Consider the following 15,455-nt stretch of genomic DNA (forward strand, 5'->3'; position numbering starts at 1 on the left):
TTACGGTTCAAGCAATACGGTATTGAAGCTTGCGCTGCCTTCGCTGACGAACAGCCCCCATCCCCCCTCTCGGTGGTCGTACAGCCGCGCGCTCATCGCGACCGTGTCGTCCACGTACACCTCGCAAACCGTGCCGTCAATCACGATGTCGAGCCGGCAGGCGACGCCAGGCGTCAATGCGACGGGACGCTCGAGACCGACCTCGAAGGGAACGTCCCCTTTTCTCGGCCAACGGTCGAAGACGAGGCGCTGCCGTCCCGGCTCGAGCCGCAGCATGTAGCCCCGGTCCAGCGACTCGTCCGTTCGCAGCAGCACGCCGCAGCCGCGCGTGTCCGACCCGAAGGTCACGGTCACCGACAGCCTGCATCGGGACGGCAGCGACGCCGACGCTGCGGCCGCGAACGAATCCGGCGCTTCGGCGGCAGCCGTGCATCCACCCGCTGCTTCGGCGCTCTCGAATTCATCCGCTGCTTCGGCGCTCTCGCCGGCATCCGTCGCTCGAACCGATACCGCGCTCGCGCCCCCGCTTCCGCCCTCGATCCGCCAGCTGCCTACGGCCTCGCGCAGCTCGGCATCCACCCGCCGCGACATCGCCGCCCGCACCGAATCCGGCATCCGCACCGTCAGCGAGCCGTCGGCCTGCTGCGCGAGCTCGTGCACGACCAGGTTGCCGCCCCACTGCCAGGTGCCTTCGTCGTGCTCGCCCTCCCGCGTCGGATTCCAGCCGAACGCATAACGCCGTTCCCCGTCGGTCCAGGTCTTGGCCGCGTAGAAGGCACGATTGTCGAACGTGTCGTTGTCCGGCGCCAGCCAGGGTCCCGCGAGCGACTTGCTCATCCGGTAGTGGGTGACGGTGCGATCGGAAAACGTCGAGTACACGAGGTACCACCAGTCCCCCATTTTGAACAGATCGGGACATTCGTGGGTCGTATACAGCGAAGGCGCCCAGAACGGCTCGCGCACCTCCCAGCTCGTCAGGTCCTTGGAAGCGCACAGCGCGACGCATCCCCTTCTCCGGCTCGGCCCCTCCTTGAGCCGCGCGGCCAGCAGCATCCAGTACTCCCCGGCTTCCTCGTTCCAGAAGACGAACGGATCGCGCCAGTCATGCTGCTCGTAGCGGTCGGCGGGCGCATAGAACGCGTCCTCCGGGATCTTGGTCCAGTGAAGCAGATCGGTGCTGGTCGCATGCATGACCGCCTGCTGGAGCTTGCCCTGCGCGGGATAGTGGAAGTTGTTGCCCGTGTAGAAAATGTGATAGAGCTTGCCGACCTTCAGGATGCAGCCGGTATAGATGTACAGGTCCTGCTCCGACTCGCCGCCTCTCGGCAGCACTTCGCCATACTCCGTATAGTTCACGAAGTCCTTCGTCCCGAGCAGGAACCAGGGCGTCCCTTCGCCGAACCGTTCCTTGTCGCGCCAATCCTTCAGATACAGAAGCTTGAACTCGCCGTCCTCGTAGAACGGGATGACGTCCGCCAGCACGCCGTCCGCCGGCCGGTAAAAAAAATCGCTCATTTACTCCTTCACGCTCCCCAGCACAATGCCTTTGACAAAGTATTTTTGTAAAAACGGATACGCCAGCAGGATCGGCAGCGCGCCGACGATGATCTGCGCCGCCTTGGAGGTGCGGGTCGAGATCGCCGACAGCTTGTGCAGGTCCTCTTGCTTCACCTGGGAAAAGTCGAAATTGATTATAATCGTCTGCAAATAGGAAGACAGCGGGTAATGCTCCGGCTTATTCATTAGAATCAGGCCGTCGAACCAGGCGTTCCAGTGCCCGACGATCGTGAACAGGCCAACGGTGGCCAAGCCCGGCAGAGACAGCGGAACATAGATGGTCCAGAGCGTGCGCAGATGGCCGGCGCCATCGATGAAGCACGACTCCTCCAGCTCCTTGGGCAAGCCGCGGAAAAAATTCAGCAGCAGAATGACGTTGAACACGGGCACGGCGCCGGGTATGACCAGACCCCAGATCGAATCGAGTAAACCTGTATACTTGATCGTCATATACCAGGGGACGAGCCCCCCGGCGAACAGGATCGTGAAGACGAAGATCCAGACGTAAAACGTGCGCATCCGGAACGTCCTCACTTCCTTGGACAGCGGGTACGCGATCATGATCGTGAGCAGCATGTTGATGGCGGTTCCGAGCAGCACGCGCTCTAGCGTAATGACGAAGGAACGGATGAACTCGGGCCTGCTGATGATGAAATCGTACGATTTAAGCGAAAAATCGACCGGCCAGAACGTGACCTGCCCGGCGGCGACCGCCGCGCTCTCGCTTAACGACACAGCGAGCACGTGGACGAGCGGCAGGAAGCACAGGATGGCCAGCAAGCTTAAAAATGCGGCATTCAGGACGAGAAACGCGCGTCTGGCCGGGGAGATGTGATGCAAGCGGGATCTCTCCTCTCTCTAGAAAATGCGATAGTTCGCCAGCCGGTAGGCCAGCCAATAGGAGACCGATATGAGCAGGAAGGACACGACGGACTTGAACAGTCCTACGGCCGTCGCCACGCCGTACTGCGCATCGTTGAAGGCGATCCGGTAGATCATCGTATCGAGGATGTCTCCGCTCTCGTACACCAGCGGGTTGGACAGGTTGAATACCTGGTCGAAGCCGGCGTTCAGCACGTTGCCGAGGCTCAGCGTCACCATCAGGACGATGATCGGCATCATGCCGGGCAGCGTGATATGGCGCGTCTGCTTCCAGCGGCCGGCCCCGTCCATGACCGCCGCCTCGTACAGCGTCGGATTCACGCTCGTGATCGCGGCCAGATAGACGATCGTGCTGAAGCCGAACTCCTTCCAGACGTCGGAGAGGATCAGCACCGCCGGGAACCAGCGATTGTCCGCCAGGAAGAAAATCGGCTCGATGCCGAGCTTGCCAAGCATCAGGTTCACGATGCCCTCCGACGGCGACAGCAGGTCGATCAGGATGCCGCCCAGAATGACCCAGGAGAGAAAGTGGGGCAGGTAGATTAAGGTCTGCACGCCGCGCTTGATGAACGAGCGGGTCACCTCGTTCAGCAATAATGCGACGACGATAGGGACGATAATGCCCGCGATGATCTTCATGCAGGCGATAAACAGCGTGTTCCAGATGACCTGGCCGGTGTTGGGCATATCCAGCACGAACCTGAAGTTGTCCAGCCCGATCCACGGCGAGCCGAACCAGCCGCTGAAGATCGTGAACTTCTGGAAGGCGATCACGACGCCCAGCATCGGCACGTAGCTGTACACGAGCACCAGAATGAGGCCGGGCAGGAGCAGCAGGTGCAAAGGCAATTCCCTCATCCATCTTGCAGCTTTCATTTCGTGCTTCACCGCCTTTGTTATGCGAATCTGCGCCCTCTATAGCCGATTCAAGGCATGACGGAAGAAGGGGAGGATGGCCGGAACCGTCTTCCCCTTCCGTCTGTTCATGCTTCGGGCTGCCGAGCGTCCGCTTCTGCTTCTACTTCTGCGAGCTCAGCCAGTCGTTGATTTCCTGCAAGATCGCTTCGCCGCCCAGCTTGTTCCAGTCCGCCACGAAGGTGTCGAACTCGTCGACGGGCGCCGCGCCCATGATGATTTTCGTGAACGTCTCCTTCTCCAGCTTATCCAGCGTCGCCCACTTGTCGGTCATCGTCGGCGTCTGTCCGCCGAACGCCGTCATGAGCAGCCGGTCGCCGGTATAATTGTCCATCGTGGTCTCGAAGCCGAAGTACTGATGCGCGACCGCCCAGTTTTCCATATTGCCGGTCTTGAGGTAGTCGACCGTCGGGCCGTACTTGTCGGTCTCCGTCAGCGCGTCCTTCAGCAGGCTCTCGTCCTCGTTCTTGATCGCTTCCCGCAGCAGGGTGAGCGACTCCAGCACGCCCTGATCGGATACGCCGGACTGCACGATCGACAGACGCGACGTGTTGATCCGTTCTCCGTTCTCTTCCACGGTGATGAACTGGCCTTCGTTGCGCCGCGAGCCGTGCACCACTTCTTCGTGCAGGTTCAGCATCTTGACGGCGGCCTCGGGATGCTTGGCGCCCTTGCGCACGACGACGTAGCCGCTGGCCGAGAATCCGACGTTCGCCTTGGTCGGCGTTCCGTCGACGGAAGGCACGGGGAACGGCATCCAGTCCATGCCCGGATTTTTCTTGACGGCATCGAGGAACACGTAAGGGTTCCAGTTCGCGCCGAACGCCATGCCGAACTTGTTCGCTGCGATATCCTCGGCGACCTTGTTACTGTCCTTGACGCCGAATTCGCGGTCGAGCTGGCCGGCCTTGTACATCTCCTGCAGCTTGGCGAGCGTCGCCTTCATTTCCGGCTGCGTCGAGCCGTAGACGACCTTGCCCGCGTCGTCCTTCACCCAGGTCTGCGGATAGGCGTGATAGGCGTTGGACAGTCCGGTGATCGAGGTGATCGGGCCGTACAGATAGTTGTTGACCGCCAGGCCGAACGTGTCGGGCTTGCCGTTGCCGTCCGGATCCTGCTTCGTAAACGCTTCCGCAATCTTGAGCACGTCGTCCAGCGTCTTCGGCTCGGACAGATTCAGCTTTTTCAGCCAGTCCGTGCGTATCCACAGCAGGTTGGGCTCGTAGATCGGCGCGTTGACGACCGGGATGGCGAGCAGCTTGCCGTTGAACGTAGCCGACGCGAGCGCCGCGCCGCCGTCGCCGTGCTGCAGCTTCTTGGTATGGTCGGACGCGTATTGCTCATAGACCTGCGTCAGATCCTCCAGCTGGCCGGCGTCGGCGAGCTGCTTGAGCTGGCTGGCCGATACGGCGAACAGCTCGGGCAGGCTGCCGGAAGCGATCGATACGTTCAGCTTGCGGTTGTATTCGCTCGCCAGCGCCGTCCAGTCGTGCACGATCTTAATGCCGAGGAGATTCTCGTACTCGCGGTACCACACGTTGTTGTCGATGCTGTCGCCCTGCGGATACGTCCAGGTCTGGTCGACGGCCCGCGCGATATGGAGCTCGATCGGCGGATCGTACTTGCCGAACGGGTCGGCCTTCTCGGTCGATGTCGATGCCGGCGCCGATCCGGACGCTGCCGCCGAGCCCGTCGCCTTGCCGGACGGCCCCGCGTTCGCCGCGTTGTTGCCGCCGTCGCTGCAGCCCGTCGCCGCTAACGCGCAAGCCAGTATGCCGCATACGAGCGCGATGCGTTGGTTTCTTTTCAAACTCGTTTCCCCCTTTGGACTCCTGCGAAGGTAAGCTTCGTTCCCTTGCTGAGCCCATTATAGAGCGGTTATGCAGACGCCCTCTACTCGCCGATTTTCACATTTCATTATCTGTTTTGGATATCCGGCAAGTCTGCGATATTTTCATCCCTTCTGGGAATCGAGCCATGCGTTGATCTCCTTAAGGATGTCCTCTCCGCCAAGCTTGCGCCAATCGTCAACGAACGCATCGAATTCATCGACAGACGCGGCGCCCATCACGAGTTTCGTGAATACCTCCTTTTCCAACTTGTCCAGCGTCGCCCACTTTTCCGTCATCGTCGGCGTCTGGCCGCCGAACGCGGTCATGAGCAATCGATCGCCCGTATAGTTATCCAGTAAAACCTCAAGCCCCTGGAACTGGTGGGCCATCGTCCAATTCTCCATTTTTCTGTCTCTCCGGTAATCGACCGTCGGTTGATAGAAGTCCGTGGCAGTCACGGCATCCTTCAGAATGCCGGCGTCCTGGTTGTTGACGGCTTCTCTAAGCAAGTGGATGGAATCGATCGCTCCCTGATTGGAGACGCCCGATTGCACGACGGCGAGCCGGCTTGTGTTAATGCCGCTCCCGTTCTCTACGACCGTAATGAACTGACTTTCATCTCTTCTTGAGCCGTGTACGAGCTCCTCAAACAGATTAAGCATTTTGACGACTGCTTCAGGATGCTTTGCGCCTTTCCGTACGACGGTATATCCGCTTGCGGAGAAGCCTACGCTGGCTTTAACCGAGGCACCGTCCACGGCGGACACGGCATACGACTTCCATTCCATGTCCGGATTTTTCTTGACGGCATCGAAGAATACCGCCGGATTCCAGAAGGCGCCGAAAGCCATGCCGAACTTGTTGGCGGCCATATCCTCGGCGACTTTGTTGCTGTCCTTGACGCCGAACTCCCGGTCGAGCTGTCCGGCCCGATACATCTCCTGCAGCTTGGCCAGCGTCTGCTTCATCTCCGGCTGGACCGAGCCGTAGACGACCTTGCCCGAGCCGTCCTCCACCCAGGTCTGCGGGTAGGCGTGATAGGCGTTGGAGAGCCCGGTGATCGAGGTGATCGGACCGTACAAGTAGTTGTTGACCGCCAAGCCGAATGTGTCGTCCATGCCGTTCCCGTCCGGATCCTGCTTCGTGAACGCTTCCGAGATCTCGAACACGTCGTCAAGCGTCTTCGGCTCGGTCAGATTCAGCTTCTTGAGCCAATCCGTACGCACCCACAGAAGATTCGATTCAAAGAAAGGAGCGTTAACGACCGGAATGGCTAACAGTTTGCCGTTGAACGTGGCCGAAGCGAGAGCTGCGCCCCCGTCTCCTTGCTGAAGCTTCTTCGTATGGTCGGAAGCGTATTTCTCGTAAACGTCCGTAAGATCTTCCAGTTGTCCGGCGTCCGCCAATTGCTTAAGCTGGCTTGCCGATACGGAGAACACCTCCGGCAGGCTTCCCGATGCGATCGAGACGTTCAGCTTGCGGTTGTACTCGCCCGCCAGCGCCGTCCAGTCGTGCACGATCTTGACGCCGAGCAGCTTCTCGTACTCGCGGTACCACACGTTACTGTCGATGCTGTCGCCTTGCGGATACGTCCAGGTCTGGTCGACGGCCCGCGCGACATGGAGCTCGATCGGGGGGTCATACTTGCCGAACGGATCGGCATTCCCGGTCGTTGCCGCTGCCGAGCCCGGCGCTTGGACGGACGGCGCCTCGTTCGCCGCGTTATTGCCGCCGTCGCTGCAGCCCGCCGCAACGAGCGCGCCAGCCAGCAAGACGCTCGCGAGCGCCTTTCTTTGATTTCGTTTCATACTCGCTCCCCCTTTGGACTCCTGCAAGAGCAGGCTTCGTTCTCTTACTGAGCCCATTATATTGGGGGGCATAGACGGTCTCTACTCGCCGATCTCCACTTTTAACGATCCGTTTTGGATATTGCCGACCGCTCCTTGTACTCCTGGGGCGTCAGTCCCGTCTCCTTCTTGAAGAAGCGGTAAAAGGACTGCTCGGTCATAAAACCGACGGCACGCGAAATGTCCTGCACGATGAGCTGATTGTCCGCGAGCAGCTTCTGCGCTCGGGCAAGTCGCGTCGCGGCGATATAATCAGTCAGTCCCTCGCCGGTCAGCTGCTTGTACAGGCGGGTCAGGTAATACGGATTGTAGCCGACGACCTCGCCGATGCGGGTCAGCGACAGATCGCCCGCCAGATTGTGCTCGACGTATCGCCTCACGTGCAGGATCAGATCGTCCTCGCGGTCCGACCGTTCGGCCCGTTTGCGCTCGAACAGACGCTCGGCGAGCGCGGCGAAGTATTCCTCCGCCGCGTGCCAGGACGGATGGACGTCGTATCGGGTGAGCCTGCCGAGATCGACCGTCTCGCTCAACTCCCCTTGGATCCCCCATCGGTTCATCTCCGACAGGAAGATCGGGACGAGCGAGTAGTAGATTTCCAGCTTCAGCAGCTCGTCGCCGGCTCCCTTCCCGGCTCCCAGCTCCATCAGCTTCGCGTACTCCGCGAAAAACTGCATGCTCTGGCCGTTTTCCAGGTAAGCCGCCAGCGCGCCGATCTTGTCGAGCCGGCTGCGCGTCTCGTGCGTCCGGACGTCGGGCTCCCGTCCCGCTCCGTCCGAACCGTCCGGGCGGTCGAGCAGGATCAGCTCCTGCCCGAGTCCCAGTCCGCGTCCGAGCAGGCGCCTCAGCGCGTGGAATTGCCCGGGCAGCCGCTCCCAATCCCTCGGCTCGTCGGCCGCGGCGAACGACACGCTGAGCTGCAGCAGCTGCTTGCATGCGCCCTGGATCGTCTCGATCGTCCCCTGGACGAAGCGGACGAAGCGTCTTGTCGCGTCGCCCGTCGACTGCTGCGGATCGCCGGAAGAGACGGCGGCAGGACCCGGCTGCAAGAACCACAGCAGCTTGTTCTGCTCGAAGGTCACGCTTACGCAGGACAGCGACTTGGCGAAGTATTCCTCGGCGATATTCGCGATCGCGTACAGCATCAGATCCTTGTCCCCGCCGCTGAAGCCGTCGCGCCAATCGTCCACGCGCCCGAGGATGAGCAGCGTCTCCGCGCCGCCGTCCAGCGGCAGCTGCAGCTCCCGCAGCCGGTCGCGGCGCTTGCGAAGCGCCTCGGCGTCTCCGCCCGCCAGCGCCAGCAGATACTCGTTCACGAGCAGCGGCCTGGCCAGCTGCATCTGACGCTCCGCGTTGCGGATCAGCTGACGCGACTCCACCGCCTCGTACAGCTGCGCGGCCGCCCGCTCCACCGCCGCGACGATCGCCTCGTGCCCCTCCGTCTTGAGCAGATAGTCGACCCCGCCGCCCCGCAGCGCCTGCTGGATATAGTCGAAGTCATCGTAGCCGCTCAGGAAGACGATCTTGCACCACGGCCAGTGCCTGACGATCTCCCGCTGCAGCGCCAGCCCGTCCATGCCCGGCATCCGGATGTCGGACAGCACGACGTCGATCTTCATCCGGCCGAGCAGGTCCAGCGCCTCATGGGCGGAATACGCGCCGAACGTCTCCAGCTCGAGCTTGCCCGGACGGCCGAACAGGTCCAGCAGACTGTCGACGATCCAGCGTTCGTTGTCTACGATGAGCAATCTAATCATGGCGCGGCTCCTCCTTGTCCTGGCGAATCGTCAATTGCGCCTTCAGCCCGCCCAGCTCGCTCCGCGACAACGACAGCCCGCAGTCCGGCCCGAACTTCAGCTGCAGCCGGCGGTGGATATTCAGCAGGCCCGTCGTCTCGATCGCCCGGTCCGCCGCGGAGACGGACTTGCGCAGCTGCTCCAGCCGGAGGACGTCCAGCTCCTCCCCGTTGTCCTCGATCTCGATGCTCAGACGGCCGTCCGGCTCCTCCCGGAAGCCGATGCGCAGCCTGCCGTCGCCGCTCTTGTTCTCGAGCCCGTGCAGATAGGCGTTCTCGATGAGCGGCTGCACGATGAGACGCGGCACCTCCGCCTGCGCCCAGCCGTTCGGCATCTCCTCCTGCTCGACCTCGACCGTCCCAGAGAACCGGAATTTCTGAATCTCCACGTACGAGCCGGCGTGCTTCATCTCCTGCTCCAGCGTGACCGTCTCCGCCCCGTTTCGCGTGATGAATTGAAAGTAGCTGCCCAGATGCCGGAACATGCGGTCCGCCAGTTCGTGTTCCCTCATCTGAACCAAGCCCTGCAAAATAAAGAAGCTGTTATAGAAAAAGTGGGGATTGATCTGGGACTGCAGCTGCTTGAGCTCGGAGCGCTGGGAGCGGATCTGCTGCTCGTACACCTCGCCGATCAGCGTCTCGATCCGGCCGAGCATATGGTTGAACTGGTTGTACAGATAATGGAATTCGTCCTGGTTGCGATGATATACCCGGACGCCGAGGTCTCCCTTCTCTACCTTCCGGAAGGAGACGACGAGCCGCTTGATCGGCTTGTGGATGAGCCGGTGGATCCAGTACGAGAACGCCACGACCAGCGCCAGCGCGATCATTGAGAGCAGCCAGATCCAGTCGCGATGCCGGTTGAGCGGCTGCATCACCTTCTCCGCCGGCACCAGCACCGCAAGCGTCGTATCGAGGACGGCGGAATATTCGTGGGCGACGAAAAAGGAGCCCTTCTCCGTCTTCATCGTGAATTGCCCCGGCGCCGCGGATTGGCCGTCCGCCGGCTTCGCTCCGATCGATCCCGCCAGCTCGGACAGCACCTGTCCGTCGATGCCCGAAGCCACGTTCCACGCGCCGTCCGCGCTCATCCATACCGCCCCGCCCTGCTCGCCGTTCGCCATCGACGAGAGCGTGCGCACGATCTCCGCCCGCGACAGCTCGATCTCGACGGCCAGCACCGGCTTGCGGTTCACGTAGATCGCATCCGGATATACGCCGCTGAGCAGCAGCCTGTCCTGGAAACTGAAGACGGACGAACTCATATTGCGGGGCTCGAGCATGGCGTTCAGCTCCTCCTCCGGAATCGTGTCGTCGTAGTTGTTGGCCATGACGCTGCGGCCGAGGGCCGGAATATACAGCTTGACGTTTTCTACGAACGGACTGGAGCTCTTGAGCAGATAGAGCTTGCTCTTGACCGCCAGAATCGTGCGCGAACGTTCGAAGTCGTTCATCCGGGCCGCCGCCGTGCCGAGGCTGAGCAGGTCGTCGTCGCTCACGTACTCCATCTCCAGACGGCGGAGCCTGGCCAGCTCGGTCTCAAGCGACGTCAGGTAGAAGTGGACGCGCGAAGCCATCGATGCCGAGATCTGCTTCTTGACGACGTCATGTCCCGACTGGTTCATGAACAGGCTGGACAGGTAGATGGGAATGATCATGAGCAAAAAAGACAATACGAGCTTGGGATATATTGTTAGCGCTTTCAAGAACGTCCTCATAGCATCCCTCCGCCGCGGTATGGCAGGGCCGCTCTCCGTCCGGCGCCCGCTTCTACAACAGAATAACAAAAAAGAGGGGCGCCGTCGCTTCTTTCGAACGGTGCCGCGCTCCCTCGATCGTTACATCCCCAGCATAAACTGCAAGGCTTTGTCCTCGAAATCGGCCAGCCGTTCGTGCACATAGTCGTGATAAAGCTCCATCCGCTTGGCTCCGACGATCTTGTTGTACGCCGCGAATTGCGTGGAGGGCGGGCATACGGTGTCCAGCAGCCCGACTCCCATCATCACCTCTCCGCGGATCCGGTCCGCCAGGTGCTGAACGTCGATATAGCCAAGCTTCTCGAATATCTCATCCTCCCGGGCATGCTGGGGATCGAAGAGACGGAAATAAGTCCGCAGCTCCTCGTAGGCGTCTCTCGCCAGATCCATCTCCCATACCCGCCTGTAATCGCACAGGAACGGGACGCTCGGCGCCGCGCGCCGGATCCGCGGCTCCAGCGCCGCGCAGGCGAGCGCGAGCCCGCCGCCCTGCGAGCCGCCGATCGTGCCCACCCGCGCGGCATCCACCTCGGGCAGCGACATCGCGATGCCGGCCAGCTGGGCCGCATCGAGGAATATATCGCGGAACAGCAGCCGGTCCGGGTGATCGTCAAGGCCGCGGATGATATGTCCTCTGTACGTGGTCCCCCTCGCGCCGCCCTTATCCTCGGACCGCCCGCCCTGCCCGCGGCAGTCCATCGCCAGCACGGAGAACCCGGCCGCGGCGTAACTCAGCTTGTCGATCCAATCGCCCGAGTGATGCGCATAGCCGTGGAATTGCAGCACCGCCGGATGGGGTTCATGGACGCCCTTCGGCCGGACGTACTTGGCATGAATCCTCGCGCCCCCGACGCCGGTGAAGTATAAATGATAGCAGTCGGCATGCGGCACCTTGAACCCGCTCTCTACCAGTTCGACCTGCGGATCCGTCTCCCTCATCTCCGCGAGCGCACGCTCCCAATAAGCGTCGAAGTCGGCCGGCTTCGGGTTTCTCCCTGCGTACGTTTCCAATTGCGCGAGCGGCATATCGATCGTCGGCATTTTCCTGGCACCTCTCCCTGATTAACGGACGCGCGAGCGCCTACTTGTAGTACAATATTTGCAATATTGGGTTTGATCTCTCTGAATGTATGCCAGATAAATCCGCTATTCAATCGCAAATAATTGAGACGGAGGTAGTATAATCTTGCTCAGAAAAAATTTCGGATTTCGATATACGGAGCCTACGGACGCCTTGATGGCGATCCGGACGATCGGCTGGGAGAGCACCGTAAGCGACGGTTATCGCTGGAATGGGCGGTCGCGCGGGGACAAGTTCGTGCTGTTTCAATACACCTTGTCGGGAGAGGGACATCTGGTGAGCGGCGGCAAGCATTATCGCATTCCCAAGCACCATGGCTTTTTCGTCGCCGTACCGGATAACCACGAGTACTATTACAGCCCGGAGAGCGACGCGCCCTGGGAATTCATCTTCCTGACGGCGGCGGGCAGGCATGTCGACGCCTACTGGAGCGACATCGTCGCGAAGACCGGTCCCGTCGTCACCTTCAAGCCGAATGCGCAGCCGATCGCCATGCTATGGGAGATGATGGAGAATGCGGACACGAAAACGGGGCTCGATAAATACGAGCTCTCCGTCCGCCTGTACGAGTGGATCGTCGCCTGTCTGCGCGCCCTCGACGGCAGGCCCGAGGCGGGTCAAGCCGTTCCCGATTCGATTGCCGCCGCCCTGAGATTCATGGAGACGCAGTACCACAGCTTCCTGACCCTGGAGCAGATCGCCGCCGAAGCGGGAATGTCCAAGTACCATTTTTGCAGACTCTTCCTGAAGCACGCCGGCGTCACGCCGATCCATCATCTGACCAAGATCCGGATCGAGGAGGCGTCGCGCCTCCTTCGGCAGACCCGCCAGCCTGTCGCGGCGATCGCCGCCGCCTCCGGCTTCGACAACAGCAGCTATTTCGGCAAAGTGTTCCGCAAGCTGATGGGCGCGTCGCCTCAGCAATTCCGCGACAGCACGGACGATATCCCCGATCATCATATTTTGATCGATTAGCCGCCTGCCGCACTTGGCCTTAAATCAAGAGCAATATTTTCTCACTCCGGCGATAATATTCTGCTATTTACTCCCCGTATATCAGGATCCTATGATATTACCCGAGAGGAAGTAATGCGCAATTATTTCATACGGAGGTCGAGACGAATGCTGAAAATCGCAATGATCGGGGCAGGCAGCATCAACTTCACCCGCAGGCTGATCATGGACTTAATGGCAGTGCCCGAGTTCCGCGATACTGAATTCCGCCTGATGGACATTGATCCGGAGACGCTCGAGATGGTAACGAAGCTGAGCGAGCGGATGCTCGCGACGAACGGTCTGACGGAAGCGAAAATCGTGCCGACGACGAACCAGCGGGAGGCGATCAAGGACGCCGACTATGTCATCTGCCTGGCCCGCGTGGGCGGCCTCGAAGCGTACCGCCACGATATCGAGATCCCGCTGAAGTACGGCGTCGAGCAATGCGTCGGCGATACGCTCGGTCCCGGCGGCGTTTTCTTCGCGCTCCGTACGATCCCCGTGCTGCTCGATATCGCGCGGGATATGCGGGAGCTCGCGCCGAACGCGCTGCTGCTTAACTATTCGAACCCGATGGCGATGAATACGTGGGCCGTCCGGCGCGCCGGCGGCGTCCGGGTCGTCGGCCTCTGTCACGGCGTGCAGCACGGGCACGAGCAGATCGCCGAAGCGTTCGGCCTGCCGCAGGACGAGATCGACCAAATCTGCGCGGGCATTAACCACCAGACCTGGTTCGTCAACATCTCCCACAAGGGCAAGGATCTGACGCCGCATCTGCTCGAGGCGTTCGAGAACCATCCGACGCTGCCGCAAAGAGAGCCGTGCCGCATCGACGTGCTGCGCAGATTCGGCTACTACTCGACGGAGTCGAACGGACACTTAAGCGAATATCTGCCTTGGTACCGCAAGAAATCGGCCGACATGTCCAAATGGATCAACGACAAGGAATGGATCGGCGGGGTAACGGCCGGTTATCTGGAGCATTGCCTGACGCGCTTCGTCGACTACAAGGAGATGTACCCGAAGATGCTGAGCGGCGAGATCGAGTCCATCCCGCTCGGACAGCGCTCGGAGGAGCACGGCTCGTACATCATCGAAGCGCTGGAGACCGGCAAGACTTATCGAGGCAACTTCAACATCGAGAACCGCGGCATGATCACCAACCTGCCGGACGGCAGCACGATCGAGATCCCTTGCTACGTGGATCGCAACGGCATCGCGCCGACGTACATCGGCGATCTCCCGATGGCCTGCGCCGCCACCTGCCGGGCCAGCATCAGCGTGCAGGAGATGGCCGTCGAAGCCGCGTTGACCGGCAACCGCGAGCTAGTGAAGCTTGCCGTGCTGCACGATCCGCTCACAGCCGCCGTCTGCAGCACCGAGCAGGTCTGGAGCATGGTCGACGAGATGCTCGAGGCGCTGTCCCCCTGGCTGCCCCAGTTCAATGGCGAGAACCGCACCTGGCCGGATCTCCCGCAGCCGCAGGGCGACCTGTATCACTTCACGCGCGCGAAGTAATAAAGAAGCGGCAGCCGTCGTATGGGCTGCCGCTTTTTCTTACGCCTGCCGGTGCAGCGCGCTGCCGCCCGCTTGGCTTGGCGCTCTGCCGGCTCCAGTCACTCCCGCTCCACAAACGCCTCGTCGTGCAGCTCCACGCCCACGGACAAGTCCTCCAGATATCGGAGCTGCGCGGCTTCGTACGACGCATCGCGGTCCAGAATCTGATTGTGCCGGATGGAGAGCGGATGGAACGCGATGCCGACCTTTCCTTTATCCAAGGTAAGCTTAAGCAAGCCCGTATCCGCCTTCTTGCCCTTCACGTAATCGGGGAACAAGAAGTTGCCGATGGAGTATGCGATCGGCTTGCCCTCGCGGAACTCGAAGCCCTGCAGCACGTGCGGATGGCTGCCGATGATGGCGCTTGCGCCAGCGTCGAGCATATCCGCCGCCAGCTTGCGCTGCCAGGGCTGCGGCTCCGTCGTATTTTCCACGCCCCAGTGGATGAATACGAGGGTATAATCCGCGTCGGCGCTCTCCGAACGGATGGCCGCCAGGATCTTCTCCGGCTCGTAGGCGCTCGCTACGCCCGGCTTGTCGTCGGTCGCATTCCAGGCGGTCGTCGGCATGAAGCGCGTCACCGCGCCTATCTTCACCGTCGCGCCGTTCAGTCGCACCGTCTCGAAATGGAAGGCTTCTTCCTCGTTCAAGCCCGCCCCCACATGGCGCAGTCCCGCCTTCTCGACGTTCGCGAGCGTGTCCCTCAGCCCCCGCTCCTTGTAATCGAGCACGTGGTTGTTGCCGAGCGACACCATGTCGAAGCCCGCGTTTTTGATGCCTTTGAGCGAGCTTGCCGCCGATTTGAAATTAAAGCGCTGGTTGAGATCCTTGTCCCCCGCTTCGGTGACCGAGGTTTCCAGATTCAGCACGGCATAATCCGCCCGGCTGACTGCGGCTCTGATCTGACTGAACGGATAATCGGCGCCGTGCCGGCGAATCGCCTCCTTCACGCTGCCGTCCATCATCGTATCGCCGGCGAAGATCATCTCGATCGGCTTCGTCTGCTTGGCGGATACCGGGATGGCGTCATTCGCCGGCGCGGCCGCGGCCGCGGAGGCGGACATATGCGACGGAACGGCGTCCCGGGAATGCTCGGCGTGCGCGCCGCAGCCGTTCAGAACGGCGGCGGCGGCCAACGCGATCAAAGGCTTTCTACAATTGCTCAAGAAGTTGTTCAAGGGTATGTACCTCGCTATTGTTTTCTATTGAATGTATCAACCGGATATTTCAAAAATG

Annotated in this window: 11 protein-coding genes; 2 read left to right on the top strand and 9 right to left on the bottom strand. The window is 61.1% G+C overall.

Annotated elements, in window-relative coordinates:
• The 8 genes from PQG80_RS10695 to PQG80_RS10730 all read right to left on the bottom strand — a co-directional run bounded on the left by PQG80_RS10695 (position 1) and on the right by PQG80_RS10730 (position 11,626).
• Entirely contained in the window at positions 1–1,515 is a 1,515-nt protein-coding gene (locus tag PQG80_RS10695) for a glycoside hydrolase family 32 protein (protein ID WP_271751301.1), read from the bottom strand.
• Positions 1,516–2,397, bottom strand: coding sequence for a carbohydrate ABC transporter permease (locus tag PQG80_RS10700; RefSeq protein ID WP_271751302.1), 882 nt, complete (start codon positions 2,395–2,397; stop codon positions 1,516–1,518). It lies immediately after the preceding gene.
• 18 nt (positions 2,398–2,415) lie between these two features.
• On the bottom strand, positions 2,416–3,315 hold the full coding sequence (locus PQG80_RS10705) for an ABC transporter permease (RefSeq protein WP_271751303.1): 900 nt from the start codon (positions 3,313–3,315) through the stop codon (positions 2,416–2,418).
• 142 nt (positions 3,316–3,457) lie between these two features.
• Entirely contained in the window at positions 3,458–5,164 is a 1,707-nt protein-coding gene (locus PQG80_RS10710) for an extracellular solute-binding protein (RefSeq protein ID WP_271751304.1), read from the bottom strand.
• A gap of 144 nt (positions 5,165–5,308) precedes the next feature.
• Entirely contained in the window at positions 5,309–6,994 is a 1,686-nt protein-coding gene (locus PQG80_RS10715; RefSeq protein ID WP_271751305.1) for an extracellular solute-binding protein, read from the bottom strand.
• A gap of 101 nt (positions 6,995–7,095) precedes the next feature.
• Entirely contained in the window at positions 7,096–8,790 is a 1,695-nt protein-coding gene (locus PQG80_RS10720) for a response regulator transcription factor (protein WP_271751306.1), read from the bottom strand.
• The gene (locus PQG80_RS10725) at positions 8,783–10,546 is read right to left on the bottom strand and encodes a sensor histidine kinase (protein ID WP_271751307.1); all 1,764 of its coding nucleotides are present in this window, start codon (positions 10,544–10,546) and stop codon (positions 8,783–8,785) included. Before PQG80_RS10725 ends, PQG80_RS10720 begins: the two co-directional genes overlap by 8 nt.
• Positions 10,547–10,666: 120 nt before the next feature.
• Positions 10,667–11,626, bottom strand: a complete 960-nt coding sequence (locus PQG80_RS10730; RefSeq protein WP_271751308.1) for an alpha/beta fold hydrolase — start codon at positions 11,624–11,626, stop codon at positions 10,667–10,669.
• A gap of 145 nt (positions 11,627–11,771) precedes the next feature.
• Between PQG80_RS10730 and PQG80_RS10735 the strand changes: the two genes are divergently transcribed.
• Together PQG80_RS10735 and PQG80_RS10740 are read left to right on the top strand one after the other, a co-directional pair.
• Positions 11,772–12,641 (top strand): AraC family transcriptional regulator, encoded by an 870-nt coding sequence (locus PQG80_RS10735; RefSeq protein ID WP_271751309.1) that lies wholly within the window; start codon positions 11,772–11,774, stop codon positions 12,639–12,641.
• A 147-nt stretch (positions 12,642–12,788) separates the two neighbouring features.
• The gene (locus PQG80_RS10740) at positions 12,789–14,180 is read left to right on the top strand and encodes an alpha-glucosidase/alpha-galactosidase (protein ID WP_271751310.1); all 1,392 of its coding nucleotides are present in this window, start codon (positions 12,789–12,791) and stop codon (positions 14,178–14,180) included.
• Between the two features lie 98 nt (positions 14,181–14,278).
• Here the strand turns inward: PQG80_RS10740 and PQG80_RS10745 are convergent, their stop codons facing one another.
• Positions 14,279–15,397 carry a CapA family protein gene (locus PQG80_RS10745; protein WP_271751311.1) on the bottom strand — a complete coding sequence of 373 codons (1,119 nt, stop codon included), beginning with the start codon at positions 15,395–15,397 and terminating at the stop codon, positions 14,279–14,281.
• Between the last annotated feature and the right edge of the window lie 58 nt (positions 15,398–15,455).

The organism is Cohnella rhizoplanae, assembly GCF_948329515.1.
GTDB lineage: Bacteria > Bacillota > Bacilli > Paenibacillales > Paenibacillaceae > Cohnella > Cohnella rhizoplanae.

What these genes read in the sequence shown, in the direction of transcription:
- PQG80_RS10695 (WP_271751301.1), bottom strand. Translation starts at nt 1,515, where the DNA reads ATGAGCGATTTTTTTTACCGGCCGGCGGACGGCGTGCTGGCGGACGTC.
- PQG80_RS10705 (WP_271751303.1), bottom strand. Translation starts at nt 3,315, where the DNA reads ATGAAAGCTGCAAGATGGATGAGGGAATTGCCTTTGCACCTGCTGCTC.
- PQG80_RS10715 (WP_271751305.1), bottom strand. Translation starts at nt 6,994, where the DNA reads ATGAAACGAAATCAAAGAAAGGCGCTCGCGAGCGTCTTGCTGGCTGGC.
- PQG80_RS10720 (WP_271751306.1), bottom strand. Translation starts at nt 8,790, where the DNA reads ATGATTAGATTGCTCATCGTAGACAACGAACGCTGGATCGTCGACAGT.
- PQG80_RS10725 (WP_271751307.1), bottom strand. Translation starts at nt 10,546, where the DNA reads ATGAGGACGTTCTTGAAAGCGCTAACAATATATCCCAAGCTCGTATTG.
- PQG80_RS10730 (WP_271751308.1), bottom strand. Translation starts at nt 11,626, where the DNA reads ATGCCGACGATCGATATGCCGCTCGCGCAATTGGAAACGTACGCAGGG.
- PQG80_RS10740 (WP_271751310.1), top strand. Translation starts at nt 12,789, where the DNA reads ATGCTGAAAATCGCAATGATCGGGGCAGGCAGCATCAACTTCACCCGC.